The organism is Levilactobacillus parabrevis ATCC 53295 (genome assembly GCF_001434055.1).
Lineage (GTDB): Bacteria > Bacillota > Bacilli > Lactobacillales > Lactobacillaceae > Levilactobacillus > Levilactobacillus parabrevis.
Map to the genome: position 1 here is coordinate 1 of NZ_AZCZ01000070.1, position 5,156 is coordinate 5,156.

The window sequence follows — 5,156 nt, forward strand, 5'->3', positions numbered from 1 at the left end:
TTACACAAGATATTTTACGCTCTCCAACAATCATTGCGCTAACAATCTCATGCCTGTAACTGGCTTCCCTGTAGCCAATCAGCTAGACTACTAAACGACAGCAAGTCCTGTTGCACCATTTGAAGGGTTACAGAAGACTTTACCCGAAGATGCCGTCAATCACAATTCTTTTCGTATCTAGTGAAACAATAGTCTGCACATCCGACTAATTCGCTATGTATACATCAAAGCAGCGGCTAAAAACGCGCCGCAAGGGCTAGAAGTCACCGTTTCGTCACCCTCATAATTTAAAGCAGGTTAGCCAGATTGGTTAAATTGACTTCTGCCTGTAAGAAAAATTTAATGGTAAGCCCCCAACATTTGAGGTAAGATGGTATCGTTGTGTGAAAGGAATGTCTGTGATGAAAAAGCTTAGTCTGGTCGTTCCTTGCTATAACGAGGAGGAGTCTATTCCATTATTTTACCGAACCGTTAGCAAGGTGATCGATTCCATGAATACCCCTACTCCAACGGTAACGCCGGAGTATATTTTTGTGGATGATGGTTCCAGCGACCACACCTTAGAAGAAATGAAGCAACTACACCAAGATCATCCGGAGACCGTCCACTTTCGGTCGTTCTCTCGGAATTTTGGGAAGGAATCGGCGCTCGCCGCGGGATTACAAGCTACTACCGGGGATATGGTAGCCGTGATGGACGTCGACCTTCAAGATCCACCAGAGCTCTTGCCAGAAATGGTCGATCTGATTGAGAACAGAGACTACGACTGTGTTGGCACCATTCAACAGGAACGTCGCGGTCAGAGCCGTCTTCGGGCATTTCTCTCCCGGAGTTTCTACAGTGTCATCAATTGGATTTCAGACGTACGGATTGAACCCAATGCTCGTGACTACCGGTTAATGACCCGGCAGTTCGTGGACACGGTTCTCTCGCTACCCGAATTCAATCGTTTTTCAAAGGGAATCTTCAGTTGGGTTGGCTTTAAAACAACCTACCTGACGTACGAAAGTCAGCCCCGCGCGGCCGGCACGACGCATTGGAGTCTGCGGCAACTATTTGCCTATTCCATTGAGGGAATCATTGATTTCTCCAACGCGCCATTACGGCTGGCAACGTGGGTCGGCAGTTTATCGTTTCTTGCCTCGATCGTTGCCCTAATCTTCGTGATTGTTCGGGCCTTGACCGTTGGCGGTTCCGTTGCTGGCTGGCCTTCCCTGGTCGTCATCTTCTTGGCAATCGGTGGAATTCAGCTGTTCTGTCTTGGTATTTTGGGACAGTACATCAGTAAGATCTACCTAGAAACCAAGCATCGACCCAAGTACATTATCCGTGAAGAAAAGTAAATTGCTTAAGGGAATCAGTTCACGAACTGGTTCCCTTTTTCTATTCATTCACTGCGGACTGAAAGGCAGACCGTTTTTTACAAGCAGCACTTACCTTTCGATAATCGAAGGCTTATATCTTTCAATCTACATACTGTCTATCTCCGACTTACCATTTTGAAAAGGCTCATTGCGAAATACGTTCCCCAAAATTTTGCCAACTCAAAAAGCCATATCACCCGCATTTTCCGGTGATATGGCTTTTTTCAAATCTAGTTAATAATCGCGTTCATCAGCATAACCATGCCCAAACCAACGATGGAAATAACGGTTTCCAACGTGGTCCAAACCTGGAACGTCTGCTTAACACTTAAATCAAAGTATTCTGAGAACATCCAGAATCCAGCATCGTTCACATGCGAAGCGGCCAATGAACCAGCCCCAATGGCCAATGCAACCATTACGGGATCAGCACTCATCGTGGTCATCAGTGGCAAGACCAGTCCGGCGGCAGTCATCCCGGCAACCGTTGCGGAGCCCAAAGAGATCCGTAAGATAACCGTGATCAACCAAGCCAACAGGATTGGGGACAGGCTAGAGTGCATCATTAATTGTTGCACGGCCTTCCCGACCCCACCATCGATCAGAACTTCCTTAAAGGCAGAGCCCCCAGCGATAACCATCAGCAACATGGCAATCGACTTGATAGCATCTTCCAGGGTCGCACTGATTTCCTTCATCGTTCGTTGACGGTGGAAACCCATGGACCAAATGGCAAACAGCAAAGCCAGTACCATAGCAATGACGGGGTTCCCCAACATCGCCACAATGGCATCGAGACCGTGTGGATTCTTAGGTGCTGCCCCACCATCGACCGACAGTTGATAAATCGTTGCCGCAGCCATGAAAATAACTGGGAACAGGGACGTTACAACGGACAGACCAAATCCAGGCGTTTCCTTCAAATCAAATTCCTTAACTTCCCCGAAGGCAGGCAAAGAACGCTTGATGACGAATAAGTCTGGATTGAACCGCCGAATCACGCGTGTCCAGATAGGACCGGCAACAATCACACAAGGAATCGCCACGATGATCCCAATCAGCAACATCTCACCAATGTTGGCGCCCAAGACCGTTGCAACGGCCGTAGGTGATGGTTGTGGTGGCAAGAAGCCTTGCGTGGCGGACAGTGCCGCAGCCATGGAAATCCCCAGATAGAGGAATGGCACTTCAGCTTCCAGCGCAACCGCGAAGACGATTGGCGTAACCAGAACTAACCCAACTTCGAAAAGTAAGGAAATCCCGATCAGGAAGGAAGCGACCACGATGGCCACTTGTAGACGCTTTTTCCCAAATACGTTAATCAAGGTCCGGGCAATCCGGTAAGAACCCCCGGCATCGGCAACCAACCGGCCAATCATGGCCCCGAAACCAAACACGATAATCAGTTCGCCCATGGAGCTACCGATTCCGTCCTTGATGGAGTTGGCGATATTAGCTGGGTTCATGCCCAACCCTAATGCCACTAAGATTGACGTGACAATCAGTGAAACGAAGGTATTCAATTTTACTTTAATAATTAAAAAGAGTAACAGTAAAATACCCAATAATAAAACGACGAACTGCATGCTTTTCTCTCTTTTCCTATGCTCGATTCAGATTCTCCCACCCCGTCGGAGTTGGGTGAATCATTTTGCATAAAACCCATTGTATGAAAAAAAGTTTCCCAATGCAAGGGCTTACTTGTATATAATTTTCACATGCAGTTCATCAAAGCCTAATCTGACGCTATCGAACAATCATCACAGAAACTGGAGAATATTTTGCCATGTAGGCTGCTTGGCTTCCGAAATACTTCCGAACCCCCGTCTGAGACAACGACCCGATGACCAATAAATCTGGTTGCACCTCAGGAATAATCGTCTTCACAATGGTTTCACCGGGGTCGCCTTCCCCAATAATAATGGTGACCTTATTGATGCCGAAACGTTCAGCTAATTTTTGATATTGTTGTAAATGCTTCTGTAAATCCGCGCGTTGCCCGTGCACATAGTTCTTACTCAGGGCCTGGTAAATGTTCATGTTATCTGATTCCAGCACAGAACAGATCACCAACTCGCAATCGTCAAACTTGGCCCGATTCATAGCATAGCGGAAGGCCAGCTGTGCATCAGGTGAATCGTCTACCCCAACTAAAATTCGACTAAATTTCTTAGGATTCATTGATTCTGAATTTTCCATCGAAAATCCTCCTCTTGTTTGAATACCCTTATTATAAAGGAAAACGGTACCAAACGCGAAATTTCCGAGAAATTTTCCGTTCAATACCGTTTTAATTTTTAGTGACTGGTGGGTCGTTACGGCCCATCACGTCTTTGAGCGCCCGCAGTCCCCAGAAAATCAAAGTCCAAATAACCCAATACGCAACCAAGATCCCGAAAAACAATCCCCAGACCCGCCAATCATGATACCGCCATAACCAGACGACCGTCAGACTTTGGTGCTGGAAAAGGCCAATCAAGTCCTTAAGGACCCCGAAGAACAGTGAAAGGGCTAGCCAACTACCGGCGTCACCCATAGCTTTACGAAACATCTGCTTCCTCCCCAGGAATCATAATCATTAATCTTTTTTGTTACCCTTGCCTTGAAACATTCCCCAGCTCTTCATCCAGCCAATCAGGAACATGATGATGTAGAATGCCGCGGCCACAGTGGAAAACACGGCGAAGATTTTCTGAATGATCCCAACACCACCGGAAGCTTGGGCACCGCTGAAGAACCAGAAGTACCAAGACAGAGCTGACCAAAAGATAGCCCGTAGTAATAACTTAAAACCAACACCCATGTTAAATGACCCGCTCTCTTAATAATTTTTTCTTCTATATGTATAGGAACAACCTAATTCATAAGATTTTATATTAAGTTATCGTTAGTGACAACAAAACTTATCTTATATTCTGGCACGAATAATTTTAAATGTAAAGCGCTTTTATTATTCGTAAAAATGGCCGGTCTGCCTCCGATATACCGTTACGTTATCCAAATTATGGTCAGTGATTAAGCACTCACAAGCGGTATTAACGGGCTTAATTCTAAAATAATAATGATAAATGGCAATAAGTTTGATATGATTAACCTAAAAGGGGGTCATTATTTTGTCTTACAAGAAGCTATTGTTCATCATCTCCTCACTGGCCTTACTCCTATTAATTCCCACCAATGCGGATGCTAAAACCTGGCATTATTCTGTGACACCATCTAATTCCTTCTCCCACAAAACGTATGCCCGTGCGTATATGTACGGCAACTATGAGTATATGGAACTTTACAAGACTAAGAAGCACGCCCAAAAACAGGACACCGATACTGGGCGTATTATCAGCAACCAGAAAAAGTTCTATGCGCGCAAGACTTCCAGTAAACAAGTCTACGAGGTCATCTATCAGCATAAATACTACTACGTGAACACTAACGATACCCGTCTTTACCGCTACAACACTTGGCGTAGCGGTCACAAGCTGATTTCGACGGTCAAACCCAATCAGCCTAGCAAGGTTATGTTAAAGGCCAAGACCCACGTCTATCGTAGTCAATACTGGCTGTACGACTATAGCGGACAGGACTTACCGCTTTACAACTGGTATCGACTTGCGGATACCGGCAAATGGGTGGTTGACTACTCGAAATAATTCGGCTACATAGGTTGGACCCGACCATTCGCGGTTAAAAAAGAGCTAGGACAACGTTTGATGACGTTGTCCTAGCTCTTTTTGGGTAACTTTGTTTGGTGTCGTTAATTCTCTGTTGCCGAAACGTGCATCACCAGGCAGCCGG

Annotated in this window: 6 protein-coding genes; 2 read left to right on the top strand and 4 right to left on the bottom strand. The window is 45.9% G+C overall.

The annotated features are described in order from the left end of the window. Positions 1-401 precede the first annotated feature (401 nt). Entirely contained in the window at positions 402-1,343 is a 942-nt protein-coding gene (locus FD07_RS11550; protein WP_020090355.1) for a glycosyltransferase family 2 protein, read from the top strand. Between the two features lie 251 nt (positions 1,344-1,594). Here FD07_RS11550 and FD07_RS11555 read toward each other — a convergent pair whose 3' ends face one another. From FD07_RS11555 to FD07_RS11570, 4 genes are all read right to left on the bottom strand, one after another. After that, positions 1,595-2,950 carry a gluconate:H+ symporter gene (locus tag FD07_RS11555; RefSeq protein WP_020090357.1) on the bottom strand — a complete coding sequence of 452 codons (1,356 nt, stop codon included), beginning with the start codon at positions 2,948-2,950 and terminating at the stop codon, positions 1,595-1,597. A gap of 160 nt (positions 2,951-3,110) precedes the next feature. After that, on the bottom strand, positions 3,111-3,563 hold the full coding sequence (locus FD07_RS11560; RefSeq protein WP_020090358.1) for a universal stress protein: 453 nt from the start codon (positions 3,561-3,563) through the stop codon (positions 3,111-3,113). A 91-nt stretch (positions 3,564-3,654) separates the two neighbouring features. Then, positions 3,655-3,915 carry a hypothetical protein gene (locus FD07_RS11565; protein ID WP_020090359.1) on the bottom strand — a complete coding sequence of 87 codons (261 nt, stop codon included), beginning with the start codon at positions 3,913-3,915 and terminating at the stop codon, positions 3,655-3,657. Positions 3,916-3,942: 27 nt separating this feature from the next. Continuing rightward, positions 3,943-4,167 carry a hypothetical protein gene (locus FD07_RS11570; RefSeq protein WP_020090360.1) on the bottom strand — a complete coding sequence of 75 codons (225 nt, stop codon included), beginning with the start codon at positions 4,165-4,167 and terminating at the stop codon, positions 3,943-3,945. A 310-nt stretch (positions 4,168-4,477) separates the two neighbouring features. On the opposite strand from FD07_RS11570, the gene FD07_RS11575 reads away from it, so the two are divergent. Then, a complete protein-coding gene (locus FD07_RS11575) occupies positions 4,478-5,011 on the top strand; it encodes a hypothetical protein (RefSeq protein WP_020090361.1) in 534 nt (177 codons plus the stop codon). Positions 5,012-5,156: the final 145 nt, after the last annotated feature.